The sequence below is a fragment of the Nocardiopsis sp. KDC1DS13DA1 genome (assembly GCF_055632325.1).
Genome location: NZ_JBVMUY010000002.1, coordinates 52642 through 73849, shown reverse-complemented (window position 1 = coordinate 73849; position 21208 = coordinate 52642). Strand labels below are relative to the sequence as shown.

Here is a 21208-nt window from a genome sequence, read left to right as displayed (position 1 = left end):
CGCTATCGGCCGGTCCGGCCGCTCACCGTCCGAACACGGGCCAGGGCGACGCGGCGGCCCACAACAAGCACAGGTCAGCGACCGGCGGGCGAGATACCCAGCTGCATGCCGGCCAGTCCGCGCGGCTTGCCCACCAGGTTCTCGGCGATCGACGAGATCACCGTGCTGGCCTCGGCGTCGGGGTCGGTCAGCACGAGGGGCTTGCCCTCGTCGCCGCCCTCGCGCAGGCGGGTGTCCAGCGGAACCTGGCCCAGGAGCGGGATGTCGGTACCGAGGGTCTTGGTCAGCGCGTCGGCCACGGTCCGGCCGCCGCCCTCGCCGAACAGGTGCAGCGGTTCGCCGCCCTCCGGCGGAACGAAGTACGACATGTTCTCGATGACACCGGCGATGCGCTGGTGCGTCTGGGCGGTGATGGCGCCCGCGCGCTCGGCGACCTCGGCGGCGGCCTGCTGCGGGGTGGTCACCACGAGGAGCTCGGCCGACGGCAGGAGCTGCGCGACGGAGATGGCGATGTCACCGGTGCCGGGGGGCAGGTCCATCAGCAGGACGTCGAGGTCGCCCCAGAAGACGTCGGAGAGGAACTGCTGGAGTGCGCGGTGCAGCATGGGGCCGCGCCACACGACCGGCTGGTTGCCCTGGGTGAACATGCCGACCGAGATGACCTTGATGTCGTGCGCGGTCGGCGGCAGGATCATGTCCTCGACCTTGGTCGGGAAGTCCGACGCGCCGAGCATGCGCGGCACCGAGTGGCCGTAGATGTCGGCGTCGACCACGCCGACCTTGTGGCCCTGGGCGGCCATCGCGGCGGCCAGGTTGACGGTCACGGAGGACTTGCCGACCCCGCCCTTGCCCGAGGCGACGGCGAAGACCCTGGTCAGGGAGTTCGGCTTGGCGAAGGGGATCTCCTTCTCCGCCTGGCCGCCGCGGAGCTTGGTCTGGAGCTCCTTGCGCTGCTCATCGCTCATCACGTCGAGTTCGACCGCGACGGAGGTGACCCCGGCGACCTTGGTCACCGCTTCGGTCACGTCCTTCTCGATGCGGCCCTTCATGGGGCAGCCGGCCACCGTGAGATAGATGCCGACACGCACGGCACCGTCGTCGGCGATGTCGACGCTCTTGACCATGCCGAGGTCGGTGATGGGGCGGTGGATCTCCGGGTCTTGCACCGTGGCCAGGGCCTTGTGCACCTGCTCGGTGGATGGTGTGGAGGACATGTACCCAATCGTAGGTCAGCGGAACGGGGTCTTGGCCTGTGGTGTCGCTCCCACGTGCCATCCGTTCCAACGGGGGGCGGGTGCGGGGCTATTCCGGGACGGTAGGGGCCGGGGGAGCGGACGGGGCGGCCGAACAGGGGACCGGAAGGGACGATCCCTACCGTGACCAGGCGTTAACGGCGTGCCCTTAACGCTGGCAATACAAGCCCGGATAGTAGTCTCTGCGCACCATGGGAAATGCGCCACCACCGCCTGGTTCGTCCTGGCCCGCCGCCCCGGAGGGGCCGGAGGGGCGGTCCGATGGTGCGTGGGCTCAGGAGCAGACCTGGGCGGGACCGCCCGGGGGAGGCCGGCTGACGCCCCCGGGAGGGCATCCGGCGGTCAACCCGGATCCCGGCGTGTGGGCCTGGCCGCCGCCGCGCCCGGTGCGGACCAGCGGGTTCACCCCCGCCGACGCGCCGGAGGGTGAGCCCTATCACAGGCTCGCGCGCGGCTCGCGGTACCGCTGGTGGGTGCCGCCCCTGTCGATCCTGGTCCTGGCGTTCCTGCTGTTCTTCCTCTGGGTGGCCGTCACCCTGGCGATGACGATCGTCGCCCTCGCGGAGGGCGCCGGGCTCGGGACGGGTTCGGCCCGCGTGGGGGAGATCGCGGGCCTGGCGATCGGTCTGGTCTCGGCCGCGTTGCTCATCCCCATCGTGCTGCTCGTCGTACGGGTGGTGCAGTGGCGTCGCGTCGGCACGCTGATGTCGGTCGAGGGACGGATGAGGTGGGCGTGGCTGGGGCGCTGCGTGGCCCTGGCGCTGGTTCCCGTCGCCGTGAGCGTGCTGCTCTACCTGCTGCTGTCGGACGACTTCCGGACGGGGACGATGTCCGGCGGCGTGTCCGGCGGGGCCGAGGTGGCGGCGGTGTCGGTGTCCGTCCTCGTCATCCTGCTGCTGGTGCCCTTCCAGTCGGTGGCCGAGGAGGTCACCCTGCGGGGCCTGGTCATGCAGTTGGTCGGTTCACTCGGCTCGCCCGCCCGCGCCCCGGGCGGTGACCGTGCGATCGCCCGGGTGCTGAGATCGCCGGCCCCGGCGATCCTCGCCAGCGGGACCCTGTTCGCCGCGCTGTACGCCTCCGCCTACCCCGGCGACGTGTGGACCACGGCGACACTCACGGTGATGGGGACCAGCACGGCGTGGCTGACCTGGCGTACCGGAGGGCTGGAGGCGGCGGTCGGACTGCACCTGGTCAACGGTCTCGTCCAGCTCGTCCTGTGCGTGCTGGAGGGACGGACGGCGGCGATCGGCACGGGGATCGTGATCGGCGCCGGGCCGCCGGGGATGGGCGGCCCGTTCGGGTTGGCCCTCGCCGCGGGCCTGATGGCCAGCTACGCCCTGACCGTCATGTGGCTCGCCCGGCGTTCCGGTCTGCGCCGGACGAGCGCGGTCACGGCGGCCTGAGCGGGCCCCCGCGGCGGTGCGCGGCGCCGGGCTCAGTTCCGGTCCGGGCTCCAGGAGGGGTCCCGTCCGGTCAGTCCGAGCAACCGGTCGAACGCAGACGCGTCGTCCGGCACGGCCACCGGCGGTCCGAACAGGCCCGGGCTGCCCCCGGGGTTGTCGGCCGCCGTCCGCCGCACCCAGTCCAGGGCGGTCCGGACCGCGTCCGCCAGCGCGGGGTCGGCACCGGGGAAGGCCTGGCCGGTCGCGACGGCCAGGTCCCAGCCGTGGACGAGGACCTCGTCGATCGCGACGGCACCGGCGACCTCGGCCGGCAGGTCGAGGCCGCCCACCCGTGTCATGCCGGCCCACGCCGCCTCCGGGAGCCACGCGTGCGCCAGTCCGTCGAGCCGGGCGGGGATCCGTTTCTGCCAGCCCGCGTCCGGACGCGACGCGTCGGGGGCCGCGGGACCCGCGCCGGTCCCGCCGAACTCCTTGGCCGCGGCGGCGGTGAAGGCCGCGCACAGGCCGTCGACGTGGTCGAGGAGCGCGCCGACGGTCATGCCGGTGCACGGGGTCGGGGACGTGAGCCGGTCGTCACGCACCCCCCGCACGATGTCGGCGGCCGCGGTGGTCACGGGGCGCGGATCGGTCGTCATGGGGTCCTCCGCCAACGGTGGGAACGCCGGGTACACGGCCTGGCACCCGGTCAGTGTCGCACCCGGTGCCGACGTTCCGGCTCCGCGCCACCGTGCGCGGCTTCGCCGCCGCGGGCGGCCGTCACAGGCGCGGGTTCGCCGCGGGGTCCGTGTCCGGCGGACTCCCGGCCCGGCCCGGTGCCGCCTCGTCGGCGCCCTCCCACGCGGCCGGCTCCTGGGGCGGGAACACCCACGTCCGGTAGGACCAGAACCGGAAGAGCGTCCCCAGACCGACGCCGACGACGTTGCCCGCGATGTTGTGCGCCACCTGGCTCTCCAGCGCCAGCATGTACACCGCGACGGCCTGGCAGCCCAGCTGGAGGCCCATCCCGACACCGTTCATCACCAGGAACAGCACCGTCTCACGTGCGTACCCGGTGCGCGCCCGGTGCCGGTAGGTCCAGAACCGGTTGCCCACGAACGCGACCGCGATCGCGCACGCGGTGCCGACCACCTGGCCGGGGAGGGGGTCCGTGCCGAGCCCCCACAGGAGGTTGGTCACACCGAGCTGGATCACGTAGGCGACGGCCCCCACGGAGCCGAACCGTCCCACCTCGCCGGTGAGCCCGGCGATGCGGGGGTGCCGTCTGCGGAACTCACGCACGGACTGGATCTCCCGTCGGGTTGGGGGTCTGCTCGTCACGTCCCGGCGGGTCGCCCACCTGGGGCGGGGTGGGCCCTCGGGGGCACGGAGCGGGCACGCCCTAGACTCTAGCCGGGGACTGGAGCAGGACCCCGGCCGCGGGTTCCGAGCCGAAACGGCCAGGTTCCGCACCACGCGGAGCCGTCCCGTCACCGCGGTGGACGAGCATGAGTTGAGGAACTGTGAGCGAGCGTAACCGCACTGTCCCCCGTGTAGGAATGGTGGGAGGCGGACAACTCTCCCGGATGACCCACCAGGCGGGCATCGGACTGGGGGTGGACTTCTCGGTCCTGGCCGCCAGTCCGACCGACAGCGCCGCCCTGGTCTGCGGTGACGTCACCCTGGGGGACGACCGGGGGTTGGACGACGTCCTGGCCTTCGCCAAGGCCTGCGACGTGGTGACCTTCGACCACGAGCACGTGCCCGAACCCGTCCTGCGCGCTGTGGAGGAGGCGGGCGGACTGCTGCGCCCGGGCCGTGACGCCCTCCGCTTCGCACAGGACAAGCTGCGTATGCGCACCCGGATGGCCGAACTCGGCGCCCCCTCCCCGCGGTGGCGTCCGGTCACCACCGTCGACCACGTGGCCTCCTTCGCCGAGGAGGCGGGCTGGCCGGTCGTGCTCAAGGCGGCGCGCGGCGGCTACGACGGCAAGGGCGTGTGGATCGCCGACGGTCCCGGCCAGGCGGCGGAGGTCGTCGAGCGCGCCGTGGCCGAGGAGGTCCCCCTGCTGGTGGAGGAGAAGGTCGCCTTCTCCCGCGAGCTGGCCGTCCAGGTGGCCCGTTCCCCGCACGGGCAGGTCGCGGTGTACCCGGTGGTGGAGACCGTGCAGCGCGGCGGCATCTGCCACGAGGTGATCGCCCCCGCCCCCGGCCTCGGCGAGGAGAAGGCCACCCGGGCCCAGGAACTGGCGATCGAGATCGCGCACGCCCTGGACGTCACGGGTGTCCTGGCCGTGGAGCTGTTCGAGACCGCCGACGGCGTGGTCGTCAACGAGCTGGCGATGCGGCCGCACAACTCCGGCCACTGGACGATCGAGGGCGCCCGCACCTCCCAGTTCGAGCAGCACCTGCGCGCGGTGCTGAACCTGCCGCTGGGCGCCCCGCGCACCACGGCCCCCTACACCGTCATGGCCAACCTGCTGGGCGGCGCGGATCCCGAGGTCTACCGCCGCTACCTGCACGTCATGGCCAAGGACCCCGAGGTGAAGGTGCACTTCTACGGCAAGGACGTGCGTCCGGGCCGCAAGATCGGGCATGTCACCGTGACGGGCGACGACTACCGGGACCTGCTGGAGCGGGCCCGCGACGCCGCCGACTACCTGCGAGGAGACGACCAGTGACCGACAGCGCCAACGGGCGGGGCCCCGTCGTGGGGATCGTGATGGGCTCGGACTCCGACTGGCCGGTGATGCGCGAGGCCGCCGACGCCCTGCGGGAGTTCGACGTCCCCTTCGAGGCCGACGTCGTCTCCGCGCACCGGATGCCGCACGAGATGATCCGGTACGGGACGGAGGCTGCCGGTCGCGGGCTGAGGGTGATCATCGCCGGGGCGGGCGGCGCCGCCCACCTGCCGGGCATGCTCGCGTCGGTGACGACCCTGCCGGTGGTGGGCGTCCCGGTTCCGCTCAAGTACCTGGACGGCATGGACTCGCTGCTGTCGATCGTGCAGATGCCCGCGGGCGTGCCGGTGGCGACCGTCGCGGTGGGCGCCGCCCGCAACGCCGGTCTGCTGGCCGTGCGCATGCTGGCCGCCGGTGACCCGGACCTGTCCGAGCGGATGGCCCGGTTCCAGGAGGGGCTCAGGTCGCAGGCCTACGCCAAGGGCGAGCGGCTGCGCCGGGAGGTCGCCGAGGACGGCAGGCCCGCCGGGTTCGGTCTCGGACGCTGACCGGCCGTTGCGTGACGGCTGTCCGGGGCCGGTCCCGGACAGCCGGGTTCCGTCCGCGGCGCCGGTCGCGGGAGGCGGTCGGCCGTGGTGTCATGACACCATGAGCCGAGCCACCGAGGACAGCAACCGCCGGATGCTCCGGGCGCGGGACGCCATGGACCGCGCCTACGCGCAGCCCCTGGACGTCCCGGCCCTGGCCCGGATCGCCCACGTGTCGGAGGCGCACTTCTCGCGCACCTTCCGGGCCACCTTCGGGGAGTCCCCGCACCGCTACCTCCAGCGCCGCCGTGTCGAACGCGCGATGTTCCTGCTGCGCGCGACCGACCGCAGCGTGACCGACATCTGCTTCGAGGTCGGTTTCGGGAGCCTGGGGACGTTCAGCCGCACGTTCAGCGCCATCGTCGGGAGGTCGCCGAGGGAGTTCCGGCGGGAGGGGGCGGCCGCGGCCGTGCCGTCGTGCTTCGCCATGGCGTGGGCGAGGCCGTCCGGGGCGCCCGCCGAGCCGGACGGCGACTGAGCGGTTTCGGATAAGTCTTCTTCCGGCCTGCTCACTAAGGTCGTACACATGTTCAACACGATCACGCACTCACAGATGTTCGTCCTCGACCAGGACGAGGCCCTCGACTTCTACGTGGGCAAGCTCGGCATGGAGGTCAGCGCCGACGTCGACTTCGGGGTCATGCGGTGGCTGACCGTCCGCGTCCCCGGCGAGCCCGGGCGGGAGATCCTGCTGGAGAAGCCGGGCGGTCCGGGGATGTCCGAGGAGACGGCGGAGCGGGTCCGGGACCTGGTGACCAAGGGCGCGACGGGCGGCTGGTTCATCCTGACGACGGACGACTGCCGCAAGACCTACGAGACGCTGCTGGCGCGCGGCGTCGAGTTCACCGAGGAGCCCACCGAGCGTCCGTACGGCATCGACTGCGGTCTTCGCGACCCGTTCGGCAACGGCATCCGCATCACCCAGGTGACCGTCTGAGCCCGGTCCGCCGGGGCCGGAGCAGCGCCTCGCGACGGCTACCCGTCGGAGCCGGTGCGCAGGCCCCGGCGGGCTCCGTCCGCGCGGAGGGTCAGCCCGCCAGGTAGTACCGGTCGTGCGACACGCACTCCCCGGCCGGGCGCCGCTCCAGGTAGTCCCACTCCAGCAGCTCGTTCACCGGGACGAACCCGTCACCCTCCTTCTCCGGGACCTCCTCGGCGGGTACGAGCAGCTGCTCACCGCCGCCCGGCTGCTCGAAGTGCGGGGCGATCGGTCCGACCAGGGCGGTGATCCCGGTCGTGACCGCGTAGCAGTGGTAGTTGTGCTCGGGGCCCTCCGGCCAGGTGTTGAGGGAGTCCGGCGGCAGGGCGCGCGCCTGGTACGGGTCGCCCGCCGGGGCCATGAACGTCCCCCACGGGGAGCCGAAGCGGTCGAGCATCGCCCCGGGTTCGAGGGCCCGGAGCTCGTTGACCGGTTCGCCCTCCACCACCACGAAGCCGTTGTGCTCGGGGTAGTCCCAGCCGCTCCAGGTCTCACCGGTCTCCGGGTCGACCCGGTCCTCCACCCACCACCGGTCCAGGAACTCGACGGGGGAGAGGCCGCCGAGCGGTTCGTACCCCTCGACCAGGGCGGCGACCGGCCCCTCCTCGGGCAGCTCCGCCGGGCCCAGGCGGCGGTCGCCGCACACGTGGGCCGCCAGGTCCTCGGGCGTGGGCGGTGGGTCGAGCGGCGGGCACTCCCGCGCGGCCGCGGCCGCGGCCGCGGGCGCGGTCCGCTCCGGACCGGTCCCCCCGTGAACCGTCTCCCCGTGGGCGGGTGTCCCGGCCAGGAGCAGGGCCATGGCCGTACCGACCACCGGTGCGATCTTCACCATCGGACTCCGTTCGGTCCTCGGACACCCGGGAGCCTCCGGGCGTCACGGAAACACTACGGAAAGTAGTGAATCACGGCGGTCCCGGCCGGGAGGACGAACGCACGGAGAGGGCGGAGAACGATCGGCCGGTCCCGTGGGACCGGCCGATCGTGGAGTTCGGTGGGGAGGGGCTGGGGAGGGGTACCGCGCCGCCAGGCGTCGGTTGGGGGCGGTGGGCGGCGGGAGGGCCCTACTGGCGCCCCAGCGCCCGGTAGGTCCAGCCCGAGGCGCGCCAGTAGGTCGGGTCGAGCGCGTTGCGGCCGTCCACGATCCGCCTGGCGGCCACCACCTCGCCCAGCTCGTCCGGGTTGGCCTCGCGGAACTCCGCCCACTCGGTGAGCAGCAGGACCACGTCGGCGCCGCGTGCCGCCTCCAGCATGGAGGAGGCGTACCGCAGCTCGGGGTGGGCCTCGCGGGCCCGGTCCAGCGCGGCCGGGTCGTACACCGTCACCTGCGCGCCCAGCGAGGCGATGGTCGAGGCCACGTCCAGGGCGGGCGAGTCGCGGATGTCGTCGGAGTTGGGTTTGAACGCGGCGCCCAGGACCGTCACCGTACGACCGGCGAAGCCGTCGCCGATGAGCTGCCGCGCGATGTCGATCGTCCGCGCGCGGCGGCGCTGGTTGATCGCGTCCACCTCGCGCAGGAAGGACAGGGCGGGTTCCACGCCGAGTTCGTCGGCGCGCGCCATGAACGCGCGGATGTCCTTGGGCAGGCAGCCGCCGCCGAAGCCGAGGCCGGGGCCGAGGAACTTGCCGCCGATGCGGTCGTCGTAGGAGAGGGCCTCGGCCAGTTGGATGACGTCGGCTCCGGCCACCTCGGACACCTCGGCCATGGCGTTGATGAAGGAGATCTTCGTGGCCAGGAAGGCGTTGGCCGACACTTTGACCAGCTCGGCGGTCTGCAGGTCGGTCACCAGGAAGGGGACGCCGTCGTCGACCTGGCGCCGCCACAGCTCGCGGACGGCCTTCTCCACGCGCGGGGAGTCGGTGCCGATCACGATCCGGTTCGGCCGCAGGGTGTCCTCCACGCCGAAGCCCTCACGCAGGAACTCCGGGCTCCAGCCGAGCTCGGCCTCCTCGCCGACCGGCGCCAGTGCGTGCAGCCGGGCGGTGAGGGTCGCGGCGGTGCCCACCGGGACGGTGGACCGTCCGACGACCACGGCGGGACGGGTGAGGTGGGGGGCGAGCTGCTCGATCGCCGAGTGGACGTAGGTGAGGTCGGCCGCGCCCGAGTCGTCGCGCTGGGGCGTGCCCACGCAGACGAGGTGGAGGTCGGCGAACTCGGCGGCCTCGGCGAAGGAGGTCGTGAAGGACAGCCGCCCGGTCCGCAGGTTCGCGGTGAGCAGCTCGTCGAGTCCGGGCTCGTAGAAGGGGACCCGGCCGGAGCGGAGCATGTCGATCTTGGCCTCGTCGACGTCGAGACCGAGAACCTCGCAACCCATCTCTGACAGGCAGGCCGCCGTCGTCGCGCCGAGGTAGCCGGTGCCGATGACCGAGACGCGCATTCGTTCCGCTTCGACCACTGGTGGAGTCCTTCCGTGCTCGCCGTCCGCGCCCGTGTGCTGGTTGTGCCCGTTCGATGTGGTCAGCACCCCGGTCGGGGGCAGGAAACGGGCATTGGGGCCGACAGGTGCTGCATTGGGGTTGCATCACCCTACGCGCCGGGGTGTGGCGCGTGCCCCAACAGGGCGTGAACAGTCAGGCGCACAGATTACCGGTGCGAAGCGGGCGGTATGCACCGGGTCGGGGTCGGCGACCCGCCCGACCGCGGGTGCGGACGTCAGCGGCCGTCGTCGCCGGGCGTGCCGAACTCCTCGGGATCCGCGTCGAGCGGCGTCCACACGGCACCGCTGCCACCGCCCCGGCGGAACGGTGTGGTGGTCCGGTCGGGGTCGCCGTCGAACCCGTCACCCGCGGACCGCGACCGACGGGCGTGCGGTACACCGGGAAGTTCGTCCTCGATGGTGTCGGTCGCAGCGGGGGCCGCCCCGTCACCGTGCCCCGCCCGGTCCGGCCCGGTCCCCCCGTCCCCCCACCTGACGCCGTCGGCCCCGTCGCGGCGCACGTCGTCCCGGCTCGCGCTCGCGACCACCCGTCCGGGGCCGGGGGCGTCCCGCAGGGCCCGCCACCGGGTGGGCGTCATCGCCGAGCACAGCAGCAGCACGCCCAACGGCAGCGCCACCGCCGCCCCCGCGCCGCCCGGGTACAGGAAGACCTCCGGGTCGAGCCAGTCCAGCGCGGCGTCGACCGAGGCCGGGGCGGTGACCGGCCACAGCGCGAGCGCCGTCAGCAGGGCGCCTCCGGCGGCGGCGCACAGCGGAGACACGCGCCCCGCGACCAGATAGGCCCCTGCGGCACCCGTCAGGCACAGCACCGCCGCGGCCGACACGGAGGAGACGGTCACGTCGCCGTCGGTGATCCGGGGGAGCAGGTCGGCGCCCCAGGCGACGGCGATCCACAGGACCGGGGCGAGGGCGATGCCTGCCAGCAGACCGACCAGATGGCGGAGCACGGGTCACCTTCCTTCGGGGTTCACCCGCAGATGTTCTCCCGGGCGGTCGTCGTGGCCAGCGGGCCGTCCTGCGCCGAGGACTCCTCCGGCGCGGGCTCCGGTCGTTCGGGGGCGTCGAACGTCGTGTGGTTGAAGCCGAGGACGACCTGGATCTCGTCCTCCAGGGTACGGTCCTCCACCGGTTCCGACCCGGGGAAGACCCCGGCGACGAACTCCGCCTCGGCCTCGGCCCCGGGGGCGTGGCGGATCTGCGTGGTGGCCAGGTCGCGGCGGTCCCAGTTGGCCGCCGGTGCGATGACGTCGAACCCGGCCCGGCCGAGGTTGGTGTCCGTCCGCGCGCCGAGGCCCGGCGTGGCGGTCCCGTTGAACACGCGGATCCGGACGTCCGCCGGGTCCGGCTGCTCGGGTGAGGCGTCCTCGGACGGCTCACCCCCGCTGATGGGTCGGTCGGCGCCGACGTCGGCGAACAGGTCGCGCGCCGCGGGCTCGTCCCACAGCAGCGCGACGTCCCCGCGCGGTGTCCAGTGGTTCATGTCGGCGATGGGCACCTGGGTGAACGAGACCTCCTCCAGGTCCAGGTCGCGCAGCTGGTACGCCAGCTCGTTGAGCGCGCCCCCGTCCAGCCCCTCGTCGACGGTCACCGACGACAGCGCGCTCTCCAGGAACGTGGCCAGCCGCGCGGGGTCGGTGAGGGTCTCGGTGCTCATCGCCCGGTCGAGCATGGCGGACAGCACCTGCTGCTGGCGGTCGATGCGGTCCAGGTCGCCGCGCGCGGTGGCGCGGGTGCGGGCGAACGCGAGCGCCTCGGCGCCGTCGACCTCGTGCGTGCCCGCCGCCATGTCCAGGTGGGCCTTGGGGTCGTCGATCGCCTCGGGCAGGCACACCTCGATACCGCCCAGGGCGTCCACCACGTCCACGAAGCCCTCGAAGTCCACCTCGACGTAGTGGTCGACACGGACGTTGGTCAGGGCCTCCACGGTCCGGACGGTCATCGTCGGACCCCCGTAGGCGTAGGCGGCGTTGATCTTGTCCTCGCCCTCGCCGGGGATGTCGACCCACAGGTCGCGGGGGATACCGACCACGGTGACGCGGTCGCGGTCGTCGTTGACGCGCACCAGCATGATGACGTCGGACCTGCGGCCCGGGGTGGAGCCCACGCTCAGCGCGTCCTGGTCCTCCCGGCTCATCTCCCCGCGCGAGTCGGAGCCGATCACCAGGAAGGTGAGCCCGCCGGAGCCGTGCTGGGGGCGTCCGTCCTCGGAGAGCGCCCCGAACACGTCGAAGCGGTTGAGCGCCCCGGACATCCAGCCCGTGATCGCCCACGACGTGCCGGAGGCCAGCAGCACCAGTGCCGACAGCGCCCCCATGACCAGCAGACCCGTCCGGCGGCGGCGCACCGCCGCCGGTGGCACCCGCACCCGCCCCGACCGGGGCGAGCGGTGCTGGTCGGGTGGGAGCGGCTGGGAACGCTTACGCCGGAACTCCTCCGGCGTTCCCTGCCGACCGGCGTTGTCGTCGCTCATCGGTGTCCCCGTCCCACCCGTGCAGCGGTGTCCATCATCCTTAGGTTGTCACCCGATCCGCCGAAGGGCGCGGGATGTCAACCCCCGGCGTGTTGTTCTCCCGTTTGGGTGTGACGCGGCCGGGCCGGGAACCGTTCACGGCGGAGCGAACGGGTGGAAACCCCCGGGGGCGGCGCCCCGTGCCCGGGGCCCGCGAGCGGGCGGCGGAGCGGGCCTCGGGCGTGCAGTACCGTTGACGCGCGTACCTCCAGTCCCGACACGTCTTGACCTTGGGAAGTGCCCGTGTCCTGGCCGTCAGTCTCCGTCGTCATGCCCGTCCTCAACGAAGAGCGCCACCTCGCAGCCGCCGTGGAGCACGTCCTCGCCCAGGACTACCCGGGCGAACTGGAGGTCGTGCTGGGTGTGGGGCCCTCCACCGACCGCACCCGCGAGGTCGCCGACGGGATCGCCGCCGCCGACCCCCGGGTCAAGGTGGTGGACAACCCCACGGGCAGGACCCCCGCCGCACTCAACGCGGCCATCGGCGCCTCCAGCCACGACGTCGTGGCCCGGATCGACGGGCACGCGATGATGCCCTCGGACTACCTGCGGGTGGCCGTGGAGACGCTGCGGGAGACGGGCGCGGACAACGTCGGCGGGATCATGGCGGCCGAGGGGACCACGCCGTGGGAGAAGGCCGTCGCGGCGGCGATGACCTCCAAGGTGGGCGTGGGCAACGCGCGCTTCCACACCGGGGGTGAGGGCGGCCCGGCGGACACCGTCTACCTGGGCGTCTTCCGGCGGTCGGCGCTCGACCGGGTCGGCGGCTACGACGAGGCCTTCCTGCGTGCGCAGGACTGGGAGATGAACCACCGCATCCGCACCAGCGGCGGGACGGTGTGGTTCCAGCCGCGGATGCGGGTCTCCTACCGCCCCCGCCGGAACGTGCGCCTGCTGGCCAGGCAGTACTTCCACTACGGGCGCTGGCGGCGCGTGGTCGCCCGCCAGCACAGGGGCACGATCAACCTGCGCTACCTGGCCCCGCCCGTCGCCGTGGCCGGAATCGTCGCCGGACTGGTCGGCGGCGTGTTCTGGTGGCCGCTGTTCCTCGTGCCCGCCGCCTACCTGGCCCTGATCACGGCGGCGTCGGTGCCGCTCGCCAAGGGGCTGCCCGCCGCCGGCCTGCCGATGGTCCCGCTGGCCCTGGCGACGATGCACATGTCCTGGGGGGTCGGCTTCATCACCAGCCCGCCCGGGCTCGGCGCCGACTCGCGCACCGCGCGGGCGTCGCGCACCGCGAGCTCCTGACCCCCGGTGCGTGGCGGGCTCAGCCGACCGTCGCGGGCCCGTCCGCCGAGGCCGCCCTGAGTGCCGACACCGTTCCGGGCACGTCGTCCACCACGACCGCGTCCATCCCCGCCTCGGCGAACCGGGCCGCGTCCACCGGGTCCGGGCACCACGAGATCACCTCCAGCCCGGCCCGGTGCGCCAGGTCGACGGTGTAGGCCACCGAACGGCGGCCCGGCCGCGGCGCGTCACCGGTCCGCCCGAGCGAGCGCGCGTCGACCGCCACGATCGGGCAGCCCATCCGCGCCGCTCCGGCCACCGCCTGGTCCAGCGGGTTGCGCACGTAGGGCATCCACGCCGTCGGTACCTCCGGCGCGTCCTCGCGCACGGCGAGCAGCACGCCGGGGTCGAAGGAGCACACGAACACGCGCCGCCGCCGGGCCTCCCTGCGCAGGTGGGGGAGCAGGAGCGACACCGTGCGGCGCGACGGCGCGTCGACCGCGTCCTCCATCACCGACTTGACGTCCACGTCCACGCCCACCCCGGGCGGGACGGCGGCCAGCCCCTCCTCCAGGCCGACCAGCCCCGCCGCCGCGCACTCCTCGGCGGTCAGGTCCACGATCGCCCGCCCGTCGGCCAGGGCCGCGTCGTGGTACAGGACGAGTGCGTCGTCGACCGTGCGCCGCACGTCGATCTCCACCCAGTCGGCGCCGGCCGCGGCCGCGGCGGCGTAGGAGGCCGGGGAGTTCTCCGCGGCACCGCCGACCACGCCGCGCCCGGCGCCCCGGTGGCCGATCACCTCGGTCGGTGCGAACAGCTTGCTCACCGCGCCGCCTCCCCGCCCGCGCCCCCGTGCGGGGAACCCGCCCGGCGCAGCAGGGTCTCGGCGATCTCGACGTCGCCCGGGTTGGTCACCTTGATGTTGCCCTCGTCACCCGGAACGATCCGGACCTCCTCCTCGGGCAGATACCGCAGCACCACCCCGCAGTCGTCGGTGGCGACCAGCCCGGGGTCGGCCATCGCCAGCCCGTAGGCGCGGCGGAGCACGCCCAGGCGGAACCCCTGCGGCGTCTGCATCCTCCGCAGCTCGGCGCGCGGGGGGACCGCCACGATCGCCTCACCGCCGGTCCGGCCGGGGGCCACCCGCACGGTCGTGTCCGTGCTGGGCACGGCCACACCGACCGCGCCCGCCTCACCCAGCGCCGAGACGCACGCGGTGACCGTGGCCGGGCGCAGCAGCGGTCGCGCCGCGTCGTGCAGCAGGGCCAGGTCGGTGTCGGCGGCCGACCCCATCGCGGTCAGCGCGGCGTAGGAGGTCTCGGTCCGGGTGGCGCCCCCCGGCAGCACCCGGCTGACCTTGGTGAACCCGGCGCCGGAGACGATGTCCTCCACGCGGCCCACGTACTCGGCGACCATCAGGACGACGATCTCGTCCACCTCCGGGCAGGCCTCGAAGGCGGCGATCGAGTGCTCGATGATCGGCCGTCCCGCCAGCGGGAGCAGCTGTTTGGGCGTGGCCGCGCCCATGCGCGCGCCCACCCCTCCGGCCAGGACCGCGGCGATCACGCGCGCAGCTGCGGACATCTCTTCGCCTTTCTCGGGACGCGTGCGCGGGCTCGGGGGAGTGCGCACGGGGAATCCAGTCGCCGACACTACTGGACACCTGCGATGCGCACCCGGCCGGTGGTTCGTCCCGTCGTTCCCGGCGGTACCCTATGGACGCCTGTATGGCGTGCTCGGCCCGGACCTTCTCTGACACGGTCGCGAGGCCGGGCACGGTCCGCGACATCCCCCACTCGCTCGGACACGCCCCCACCGTGCCGTGGGCCGGTGGGGGCGGGACCGTGATCGTTCGGCCCGGTGCGCGCAGGTGAGTACCTACACGCCCGTCCGGAGCGCTTCGCCACCCGGACGTGAATCAACCCTTGGAGGTGGCGGTGGCGTCAAGGACGCTGGCCGTCTGGGAGCACCGGAAGGTCGTCGGCCTCCTGGTCCGGCGCGACCTGAAGGTCAAGTACCAGCAGTCCGTACTCGGCTACGCCTGGACGATGCTGGAACCCATGGCCATGACCTTGGTCTACTTCTTCGTCTTCGGGATCATCCTCAACGCGAACCGCGGGATGCCGGCCGACGCGGGAGAGGGCGCGTTCCTGCTGTTCCTGGTCGCGGGCATCCTGCCGTGGACGACCTTCGGACAGATCCTCGGCGAGGCCCCCCGGGCGATGATCACGCACTCCAAGCTGATCACCACGATGAAGGTGCCGCGGGAGATCTTCCCCGCGGCGACCGTGGGCACCAAGTTCGTCGAGTACCTGCTGACCTGGCCCGTGCTGCTGGTCTTCGTGTTCGCCCTCGGCGGGCGCCCCTCGGTCGAGGGCCTGCTCCTGTGGCTGCCGCTGGCCGTCGTGCTCACGTTCATGTTCGGCCTCGGCGTCACGCTGTTCCTGTCCTCGGTCAACGTCCTGCTGCGCGACGTGGAGCGCCTGACGCGCATCCTCACCCGTCTGCTCTTCTACGGGTCGGCGATCCTCTTCCCCGCCTCCATGGTGTTGGACGAGGACGGCGTCCCGGGCTGGGTGGCGACGGTCTTCCAGCTCAACCCCCTGATGGGGATCTTCCAGATGCACCGGACGGTGTGGTTCGCTGGGTTCGAGGAACTCACGCCGACCACCCTGGCGTTGACCTCTTCGGTGGTGGGTTCCGTCCTGATGCTGATCATCGGATACTGGACGTTCCGCCGCCTGGAGATGTCCGTCCTGAAGGAGTTGTGATGGCGCAGACCACCTACGGCGCCGAGGGCACCCGCGGACCGGTCATCGAGGCCAAGGGGCTCGGTGTGAGGTTCGCCGTGAACAGGCGCCGCAAGCGCAGCCTGCGCGAGATGTTCATCCACGGTTCCAAGCGCGACCCCAACGCCGAGGGCGACGAGTTCTGGCCGCTGCGCGACGTCTCCTTCGAGGTCGCCCGCGGTGACTGCGTGGGCATCGTCGGCAAGAACGGCACCGGCAAGTCGACCCTGCTCAAGCTCATCGCCGGGGTGCTCATGCCCGACGAGGGCGAGGTCCACGTGCGCGGCAAGGTCGCGCCGCTGCTGGAGTTGCGGGCCGGGTTCAACGACAACCTGACCGGCCGCGAGAACGTGTACCTGGTCGGTTCGCTGCACGGCATGTCCGAGAAGGAGATCGACGAGCGCTTCGAGGAGATCGTCGACTTCGCCGAGATCAAGTCGAAGTTCATCGACTCCCCGGTACGCCACTACTCCAGCGGGATGAAGGTGCGGCTGGGCTTCGCCCTGATCTCCCAGCTGGAGCACCCGATCATGCTCGTCGACGAGGTACTCGCGGTCGGCGACAAGGCGTTCAAGCGCAAGTGCTACGAGGCGATCGACCGGATGCTGGCCAACCAGCGCACCATGGTCCTGGTCTCCCACAGCGAGAAGGACCTGCGCAGGTTCTGCAACCGGGGCCTGTACGTCAAGGGCGGCGGGCTCGCCCTGGACACCGACATCGAGGCGGCCCTGGACGCCTACAACGAGGACACCAGGGCCGAGATCGCCGAGCGCAAGAAGCGCGAGGCGGAGAAGAAGAAGCGCGCGGCCGAGGCCGAGCGCAAGGACGGCGAGGGGCCCACGGGCGGTCAGGCCGCCTGACCGGCCCGAGGACCCGTTGCGGGCCGTCCTGCGACGATGAGCGCACCTCCGACCTGTTTCGGTGGTGCGCTCTCGTCTGTCCATGCATGTCCGAAACGCGGTTGCTCGGCCTCCGCCACGTCTTACAGGCGCTATGTGCGTGTCAGTGGTTGCTTGGTCACTCACCGTGAGAAACGGTGACTCCCAGTACTGCTGGAGGAGGCACGACCATGGCCAAGGGCACGGTGGCGCGGTCGACCGCGCGGATGTTGGAACGCAGGAGCGTCACCCGTTCCGGGGTGACACGGATCAGCGTCCTGGCGGCGCTCGCGGCGGCGGTCTGGTTCTCCCAGGCCGACACCGTCGGCTGCGTCGTCGGGGCCGCCTTCCTCGGGGCCGTGCTGTTCTGCGACGCCGTCCGCGCGCGCATCCGCGCCGGCCGCCGCGACGCGCTCACCATGTGGGTGGCCGCGATGCTCGGCCAGCTGCGCGAGTACGTCGTCTACGTCGGCCTCGCCCTCGGCGCGGTCGCCGAGGACATCGAGGGCGCCTGGGGCTGGGCCGCCGGGGCGCTCATCGCCCTGGCGCTGCGGGACGCGTTCCTGGTGGCCCGTTCGGCCCCCTCGGCTCCCGGACACGGGCTGGAGGGGGAACCCGGAGGGGAGGGCCGCACCCCGCGTCCGCACGGCGGAACCGACGGCTCCGGGGGACTCGTGGCCGACCTGGTGCCGCCCCCGCCTCGGGAGTCCCGGGAGAACGACCCCCGCCTCACCGGTCGCCTGCTCGGCGACGCGCCCGGCCGGGCGACCGCCACGGAGGACCCGGACCGCGGTGCGGAGGCCGACCGGCCGCCGCGCCCGACGGGGGCGCCGCTACCGACCGCGGTCCGCCGGGTCATGGTCTTCACCCAGCCCACACGCTTCCTGGTCATCGCGGTCACCGCCACGGTGTGGGACGCCCGGGTCGCCTTCCTGACCCTCATCGTCGGCTGTGCCCTGGCCGTGACCGGGGAACTCGTCGACCCCACCGCCCGGGAGGCGGGCCAGTGAGCGAACGCGCTCCGGCCGCCGCCGACGGGGCGCCGCGCGAACGCCTGCGCGCCGCCGTGCCCGACCTGAGGTTCCTGCGTGACGACAGTCACGTCTGCGCGATGCTGGGCCGGGTCGCCCCGGGAGCCGTCGCGCCCCTGCTCCCGGCCCTCACCGGCCTCCTCGTCGTCGGGACGCTGCTCGTGGCGGTTCGGGGACAGCTGGCAGGCATTACCCTGTTCGCACCGGTCGCTGCCCTGCTACTGTCCGGTCTGGCCTCGGGGCACCCGCACGACGGGCGCTTCGACTGGCTCGTGCCGCCCGTCCTCCGCGCCATCGAGTACGGGTACCTGACGGTTCTGGGGCTGGCGTCCGGTGTACCCGGTCCCCTGGTGTTCGTACTCTTGATGGTGGTCGTCTGCCACCACCGTGACGACGTCGCGCGTCCCTCGGTCGGCGTCGCCCGGCCCGAGTGGGTGCGAAGGGCGGCGCTCGGATGGGACGGGCGGATGCTCGTCATCGCGGTCGGCGGCGCGTTCCACGCGCTCGGCCCCGCCTACGGGGCACTCGCCGGTTACCTGGCGGTGCTGCTCGTCCGCGAGGCCGTGCGCTCCTGGTGCGCGACGCCCGTGACCGAGGTGCGCACGGTCGCCGACGCGTTCCCCCGCGGAGGCGACACGGACCGGGGAGGTCCCCGGACGACCCCACCCGGACACGGGGACGGGGGCCGACCGGCCGCCGGAACGAACGGGGAGGCGTGAGGCGCCTCCCCGACCTAAGGAGGAACACGCCCTCATGCTCGGAATGGTTCTCGCCGCAGGCGCGGGACGACGACTGCGCCCCTACACCGACACCCTGCCCAAGGCTCTGGTGCCCGTCGACGGCGAGACGACCATCATGGACATCTCGCTGCGCAACCTCGCCGCCGCCGGGCTCACCGACGTCGTCGTGGTGGTCGGTTACCGTGCGGAGGCCGTGGAGGAGCGCAAGGAGGCGCTGGAGGAGCGCCACGGCGTCAAGATCACCCTCAGCTACAACGACAAGGCCGAGGAGTGGAACAACGCCTACTCCCTGTGGACCGCGCGCGAGTTCTTCTCCGAGGGCGTCCTCCTCGTCAACGGTGACACGGTTCACCCCGTGAGTGTCGAGGAAACGCTACTCGCCGCACGGGGTCCGGAACTCCTCCTCGCGGTGGACAACGTGAAAAGTCTGGCCGACGAGGAGATGAAGGTGACCCTCGACGAGGGCGGTCACATCAGGACCATCACCAAGCTGATGGACCCGGCCACCGCCGCGGGCGAGTACATCGGCGCCACCCTCATCGAGGGCTCGCTCGACGCCCGCCTGGCCGACGCGCTCAAGGCCACCTGGGAGCGCGACCCGCAGCTGTACTACGAGGACGGCTACCAGGAACTCGTCAACCGCGGCGAGAAGATCTCCGTCGCCCCCATCGGCGACGTCCGGTGGGTCGAGGTCGACAACCACGACGACCTGGCCAAGGCGAGGGAGATCGCGTGCCGCTACTAGCGCGAATGCTCCCCTCCCCCCTGGCGATCGACGTGCGCCGGGGGGCCATCGCCTCCCTCGGGTCGGTGCTCGCCGACCGCCGGATCGCCACCGAGGGCCGCATCGCGGTCGCGGTCGGTCCGGGCCAGGGCGCGCAGATCGCCGCCGACCTGGACCTGCCCCAGTGCGAGGTCTTCCAGGTCGACGAGGGAACCGTGGACGCCGCCTCCGACCTGGGCAAGAAGCTGCGGTCGGGCGCCTACGAGGCGGTCGCGGGCATCGGCGGCGGCAAGACCATCGACGTGACCAAGTTCGCCGCGACCATGGCGGGTATCCCCATGGTCGCCGTGGCCACCAACCTGGCGCACGACGGGATCGCCTCCCCGGTCAGCTCCCTCGAACACGAGGGCGGCAAGCCGTCCATCGGCGTGACCATGCCCATCGCCGTGGTCATCGACGTCGACTACGTCCAGGCCGCCCCCTCGCACCTGGTCCGCTCCGGCATCGGCGACGTCGTCAGCAACATCTCGGCGATCGAGGACTGGGAGCTGGCGGGCCGCGTCGCCGGCGAGCCGGTCGACGGCATGGCGGTCACCTTCGCCCGGGTCGCGGCCGAGGCGGTCCTGCACCGTCCCGACTCCATCGAGTCCGACGCCTTCCTCGCCGTGCTCGCCGAGGGCCTGGTCCTCTCCGGGATGGCGATGTCGGTGGCCGGGTCCAGCCGTCCGGCCAGCGGCGCGTGCCACGAGATCCTGCACGCCGTCACCCAGCTCTACCCGGGGACCAGCAACCACGGTGAGCTCGCCGGTCTGGGCGCGCTGTACGCGTCCTTCCTGCGGGTGCGCCACCTGGGCTGGTCGCAGCGGCGGCTGGAGGAGATCCGCTCCTGCCTGCTCCGCCACCAACTGCCGATCGTCCCCTCGGACGTGGGGCTCGACGAGGACTCCTTCGTGCGCGCCGTCGTCCACGCCCCGGGCACGCGCCCCGGCCGCTTCACCATCCTTGAACACCTGAACCTCTCCGAGGACGAGATCAAGCGGAGCGTCGCGGACTATGTCGAAGCCGTCGGTCGCTGAGGTCCGCGCGGGCGGCCAGCCCGCGGGGATCAAGGAGCGCGTCAACGAGGAGCACTGGGCGGGCCGCTACTACATGCGGGACATCTCCCCCTACCTGAGCACCCTGTTCGTCCGGCTCCGCGTCCCGCCGAACCCGATCACCTACCTGATGATGGCGTTCGGCGTCCTGGCAGGGGCGGTCGTGGCCTTCGGCGGGCTGTGGTCGGCGATCCTCGCCGCCGTGCTGGTGCAGGTCTACCTCCTGCTGGACTGCTCCGACGGCGAGGTCGCCCGGTACACGGGACGGACCAGCGTGGCGGGGATCTACCTGGACCGGATCGGCCACTACGTGTCGGAGATCGCCCTGCTCATCGGTCTGGGCGTGCGTGCCCAGGGCGGTTTCGAGCCGGGCGGCTGGGTCATCCTCGGGATGGCGGCGGCGATCGGCGTGGCGCTGATCAAGGCGGAGACGGACAACGTCGTGGTGGCCCGGGCCAAGGCGGGGCTGCCGGAGGAGGTCACGGCCGAGGCGATGCGTCCGCGCTCGTCCGGGCTGAGCCTGGCCCGGCGGCTGGCCTCCGCGCTCAAGGTCCACCGGGTGATCCAGGCGGTCGAACTGTCGCTGCTGATCGTGGTGGCGGCGGTCGTGGACGCCTTCCTGGGCGACCTGGCCGCGACCCGGGTGCTCGTGGCCGCGTGCGCGGCCGTGGGCGTGGTGATGAGCCTCGCCCACTTCGTGAGCGTGGTCGCCTCGCGCCGCCTGGAATAACGCGTCAGTGACGTTACCGTCACATACGGGGCCGTGTGTGTTACCCGCCGCACGGCCCCGTACACCTTTCTCTTATTCTCTCGTTAGTCTGTTCGTGCGAATGTTGGCGTGAGTCAACCTGCTCGAAGTCCATCGTCCACTGAACGGTCGCAAGCATGGCCACATCCGTGAT

General features: G+C 72.6%; 22 protein-coding genes. 13 read left to right on the top strand and 9 right to left on the bottom strand.

Going from position 1 to position 21208, the window contains the following annotated elements:
- Nucleotides 1-74: 74 nt before the first annotated feature.
- Nucleotides 75-1214: an Mrp/NBP35 family ATP-binding protein gene (locus ACTVAJ_RS00735; protein ID WP_470386024.1), complete on the bottom strand. Its 1140-nt coding sequence runs from the start codon at nt 1212-1214 to the stop codon at nt 75-77.
- A 425-nt stretch (nt 1215-1639) separates the two neighbouring features.
- On the opposite strand from ACTVAJ_RS00735, the gene ACTVAJ_RS00730 reads away from it, so the two are divergent.
- Nucleotides 1640-2656 (top strand): CPBP family glutamic-type intramembrane protease, encoded by a 1017-nt coding sequence (locus tag ACTVAJ_RS00730; RefSeq protein ID WP_470386023.1) that lies wholly within the window; start codon nt 1640-1642, stop codon nt 2654-2656.
- Between the two features lie 32 nt (nt 2657-2688).
- Here the strand turns inward: ACTVAJ_RS00730 and ACTVAJ_RS00725 are convergent, their stop codons facing one another.
- The gene (locus ACTVAJ_RS00725; RefSeq protein WP_470386022.1) at nt 2689-3291 is read right to left on the bottom strand and encodes a TIGR03086 family metal-binding protein; all 603 of its coding nucleotides are present in this window, start codon (nt 3289-3291) and stop codon (nt 2689-2691) included.
- A 121-nt stretch (nt 3292-3412) separates the two neighbouring features.
- Complete coding sequence (locus ACTVAJ_RS00720; RefSeq protein WP_470386021.1) at nt 3413-3934, bottom strand: GtrA family protein; 522 nt, start codon at nt 3932-3934, stop codon at nt 3413-3415.
- Nucleotides 3935-4155: 221 nt separating this feature from the next.
- Between ACTVAJ_RS00720 and ACTVAJ_RS00715 the strand changes: the two genes are divergently transcribed.
- From ACTVAJ_RS00715 to ACTVAJ_RS00700, 4 genes are all read left to right on the top strand, one after another.
- Nucleotides 4156-5313: a 5-(carboxyamino)imidazole ribonucleotide synthase gene (locus ACTVAJ_RS00715; RefSeq protein ID WP_470386020.1), complete on the top strand. Its 1158-nt coding sequence runs from the start codon at nt 4156-4158 to the stop codon at nt 5311-5313.
- Between the two features lie 41 nt (nt 5314-5354).
- The gene (purE, locus tag ACTVAJ_RS00710; protein ID WP_470386076.1) at nt 5355-5861 is read left to right on the top strand and encodes a 5-(carboxyamino)imidazole ribonucleotide mutase; all 507 of its coding nucleotides are present in this window, start codon (nt 5355-5357) and stop codon (nt 5859-5861) included.
- A 100-nt stretch (nt 5862-5961) separates the two neighbouring features.
- On the top strand, nt 5962-6378 hold the full coding sequence (locus ACTVAJ_RS00705) for a helix-turn-helix domain-containing protein (protein WP_470386019.1): 417 nt from the start codon (nt 5962-5964) through the stop codon (nt 6376-6378).
- A 48-nt stretch (nt 6379-6426) separates the two neighbouring features.
- Nucleotides 6427-6837, top strand: a complete 411-nt coding sequence (locus ACTVAJ_RS00700; protein WP_470386018.1) for a VOC family protein — start codon at nt 6427-6429, stop codon at nt 6835-6837.
- A 91-nt stretch (nt 6838-6928) separates the two neighbouring features.
- Here the strand turns inward: ACTVAJ_RS00700 and ACTVAJ_RS00695 are convergent, their stop codons facing one another.
- From ACTVAJ_RS00695 to ACTVAJ_RS00680, 4 genes are all read right to left on the bottom strand, one after another.
- Nucleotides 6929-7711: a TNT domain-containing protein gene (locus ACTVAJ_RS00695; protein ID WP_470386017.1), complete on the bottom strand. Its 783-nt coding sequence runs from the start codon at nt 7709-7711 to the stop codon at nt 6929-6931.
- Nucleotides 7712-7940: 229 nt separating this feature from the next.
- Entirely contained in the window at nt 7941-9272 is a 1332-nt protein-coding gene (locus ACTVAJ_RS00690; protein WP_470386016.1) for a UDP-glucose dehydrogenase family protein, read from the bottom strand.
- A gap of 257 nt (nt 9273-9529) precedes the next feature.
- A complete protein-coding gene (locus ACTVAJ_RS00685; protein WP_470386015.1) occupies nt 9530-10261 on the bottom strand; it encodes a YIP1 family protein in 732 nt (243 codons plus the stop codon).
- Nucleotides 10262-10281: 20 nt separating this feature from the next.
- A complete protein-coding gene (locus ACTVAJ_RS00680) occupies nt 10282-11784 on the bottom strand; it encodes an LCP family protein (RefSeq protein WP_470386014.1) in 1503 nt (500 codons plus the stop codon).
- A 282-nt stretch (nt 11785-12066) separates the two neighbouring features.
- On the opposite strand from ACTVAJ_RS00680, the gene ACTVAJ_RS00675 reads away from it, so the two are divergent.
- Nucleotides 12067-13071, top strand: a complete 1005-nt coding sequence (locus ACTVAJ_RS00675) for a glycosyltransferase family 2 protein (RefSeq protein ID WP_470386013.1) — start codon at nt 12067-12069, stop codon at nt 13069-13071.
- A 19-nt stretch (nt 13072-13090) separates the two neighbouring features.
- Here ACTVAJ_RS00675 and ACTVAJ_RS00670 read toward each other — a convergent pair whose 3' ends face one another.
- On the bottom strand, nt 13091-13876 hold the full coding sequence (locus ACTVAJ_RS00670; protein ID WP_470386012.1) for a glycerophosphodiester phosphodiesterase: 786 nt from the start codon (nt 13874-13876) through the stop codon (nt 13091-13093).
- Nucleotides 13873-14634, bottom strand: a complete 762-nt coding sequence (locus ACTVAJ_RS00665; protein WP_470386011.1) for an IspD/TarI family cytidylyltransferase — start codon at nt 14632-14634, stop codon at nt 13873-13875. The genes ACTVAJ_RS00670 and ACTVAJ_RS00665 overlap by 4 nt, the downstream gene beginning before the upstream one ends.
- A gap of 341 nt (nt 14635-14975) precedes the next feature.
- On the opposite strand from ACTVAJ_RS00665, the gene ACTVAJ_RS00660 reads away from it, so the two are divergent.
- The 7 genes from ACTVAJ_RS00660 to ACTVAJ_RS00630 all read left to right on the top strand — a co-directional run bounded on the left by ACTVAJ_RS00660 (nt 14976) and on the right by ACTVAJ_RS00630 (nt 21036).
- The gene (locus tag ACTVAJ_RS00660) at nt 14976-15821 is read left to right on the top strand and encodes an ABC transporter permease (protein ID WP_470386075.1); all 846 of its coding nucleotides are present in this window, start codon (nt 14976-14978) and stop codon (nt 15819-15821) included.
- On the top strand, nt 15821-16699 hold the full coding sequence (locus ACTVAJ_RS00655; RefSeq protein WP_470386010.1) for an ABC transporter ATP-binding protein: 879 nt from the start codon (nt 15821-15823) through the stop codon (nt 16697-16699). Before ACTVAJ_RS00660 ends, ACTVAJ_RS00655 begins: the two co-directional genes overlap by 1 nt.
- A 209-nt stretch (nt 16700-16908) precedes the next feature.
- Entirely contained in the window at nt 16909-17727 is an 819-nt protein-coding gene (locus ACTVAJ_RS00650) for a hypothetical protein (RefSeq protein ID WP_470386009.1), read from the top strand.
- A complete protein-coding gene (locus tag ACTVAJ_RS00645; RefSeq protein ID WP_470386008.1) occupies nt 17724-18467 on the top strand; it encodes a DUF5941 domain-containing protein in 744 nt (247 codons plus the stop codon). Before ACTVAJ_RS00650 ends, ACTVAJ_RS00645 begins: the two co-directional genes overlap by 4 nt.
- 34 nt (nt 18468-18501) lie before the next feature.
- Nucleotides 18502-19233: a phosphocholine cytidylyltransferase family protein gene (locus ACTVAJ_RS00640; protein WP_470386007.1), complete on the top strand. Its 732-nt coding sequence runs from the start codon at nt 18502-18504 to the stop codon at nt 19231-19233.
- Nucleotides 19234-19238: 5 nt separating this feature from the next.
- Nucleotides 19239-20288 carry an iron-containing alcohol dehydrogenase family protein gene (locus ACTVAJ_RS00635; RefSeq protein ID WP_470386006.1) on the top strand — a complete coding sequence of 350 codons (1050 nt, stop codon included), beginning with the start codon at nt 19239-19241 and terminating at the stop codon, nt 20286-20288.
- Nucleotides 20266-21036: a CDP-alcohol phosphatidyltransferase family protein gene (locus tag ACTVAJ_RS00630; protein WP_470386005.1), complete on the top strand. Its 771-nt coding sequence runs from the start codon at nt 20266-20268 to the stop codon at nt 21034-21036. Before ACTVAJ_RS00635 ends, ACTVAJ_RS00630 begins: the two co-directional genes overlap by 23 nt.
- Nucleotides 21037-21208 lie beyond the last annotated feature (172 nt).